2 protein-coding genes are annotated in these 1715 nt (G+C 66.5%); both read right to left on the bottom strand.

Going from position 1 to position 1715, the window contains the following annotated elements:
* Window positions 1-63: 63 nt before the first annotated feature.
* Entirely contained in the window at window positions 64-1290 is a 1227-nt protein-coding gene (locus ACE039_RS18375) for an alpha-hydroxy acid oxidase (RefSeq protein WP_485822985.1), read from the bottom strand.
* A gap of 124 nt (window positions 1291-1414) precedes the next feature.
* A partial coding sequence (locus ACE039_RS18380; RefSeq protein ID WP_485822986.1) for a phosphatidylserine decarboxylase occupies window positions 1415-1715 on the bottom strand: 301 nt, incomplete at its 5' end.

A 1715-nucleotide genomic window follows, 5' to 3' on the forward strand; every position in this document is an offset into this window, starting at 1 on the left:
CGCGCGGGTGGCGAAGGAACCGCCATTCTATGCCGCCGGGCGGCGGGGTTCGCCCCTGTTTTTTCAGTCCCTGGCGGGACCCTCACGCCATAGCAGGCTGGCGTTCATCTCGCTCACGTTATTGATGCCCAGCATCGCCATGTTGCGGTCGACTTCGGCGCGCAGCAGGCCGATGGCGTGGGCGACACCCGCCTGTCCCGCCACGGCGGCGGCGTAGTTGAAGGGGCGCCCCACGAAAACGAAGCGGGCGCCCAACGCCAGCGCCTTCAGTACGTCGCCGCCTCGGCGCACGCCGCTGTCCATCATGACCGTCATGTCGCCGGCCGCGGCAACCACGCCGGGCAACGCGCGCAGCGGCGAGATCGCGCCGTCCAGCTGGCGGCCGCCGTGGTTGGATACGATGACGCCGTCGGCGCCCTGTTGGCGGGCCATCGCTGCGTCCTGGGGATGCAGGATGCCTTTGATGATCAGGGTTCCGGGCCATTGCCGGCGGATGCGCGCCACGTGTTCCCAGTTGAGATGGTCGCGGGCCGTGAAGTCGCGCAGTACGGAAGCGGACACAATCGGCGCGCCGCGCGTGGCGAAAGAATTTTCGAAGTGCGGCATACCATGCGCCATCAGCGTGCGCAAGAAGGTGCCAGCCAGCCATCGCGGCCGGGTCAGCCCGTCCCAGGCCATGCGCAGGCTGGGCTTGAGCGGCGTCGAGAAGCCGGTGCGCACATTGTTCTCGCGGTTCGCCGAAACGGGGATGTCCACGGTCAGCACCAGCGTTTCATAGCCCGCACGGCAAGCCCGCGTGACCAGAGCGTCGATCTTCGCGGGGTCGCCAGGCAGATACGCCTGGAACCACGTGCCCGGGGCTTCGCGGATGACGTCCTCCAGCGGTATGAGCGAGGTGCCGCTCAGGATGGCCGGGATATTCTGCTGCAGGGCCGCGCGGGCAAGCACGACGTCGCCGCGGTACGCCGACAACGCGCTGATGCCCATTGGGGCAATGCCGAACGGGGAGGCGTATCGACGGCCGAACAGTTCGGTTTGCTGCGTGCGCCGGGACACATCCACCAGCACGCGCGGCATGAATGCGTATTCGCTGAAGGCGCGCCGGTTGTCCTGCAGGGATTGATTGTCTTCGGCGGCGCCCGCGACGTAACCGAAGATGGGCCGGGGCAGTCGCCGCCGCGCCGCCGCTTCGAAGTCGTCCAGTGACAGCAGGCGTGCAAGCGCGCGTGGCAGGGGCTGGCTAAGGGCGTCGCGGTCGGGCGCGGCAGCGGGCAGGGCGGTGGTTGTCATGGCGGGCCGATAAAAACCCGTAATCTAGCAATGCCGCTTTATCGCATAAAGCGAATAAATATTGAATCGCAATTTCGAAAAAATCGAAATTGAGAAGTCGCCCGCAGCGGTTGACGCCTTCGCTTCAGGCGCCGACCGGCAACGCCAGCAGTTCGCCCATGCGGACGGGGCCCAGCACCGACGGGGTGTCGGCCCAGCGGATCTTGTTCGGGCCGAACAGCACAATGGCGGTGGAGCCGAGCTTGAAGCGGCCCATTTCGGCGCCTTTCTCAAGGTGGATCGGCGCGCGCGCCACATCGTCGTAGCGCACGGATTTGACGCGGCGCTTGTAAGGCGTGACCAGCCCGGCCCAGACCGTTTCGATGGACGCAACGATCATCGCGCCGACCAATATGACGGCCATCGGGCCGTGTTCGGTGTCGAAC

Source organism: Achromobacter maghribensis (assembly GCF_057334215.1).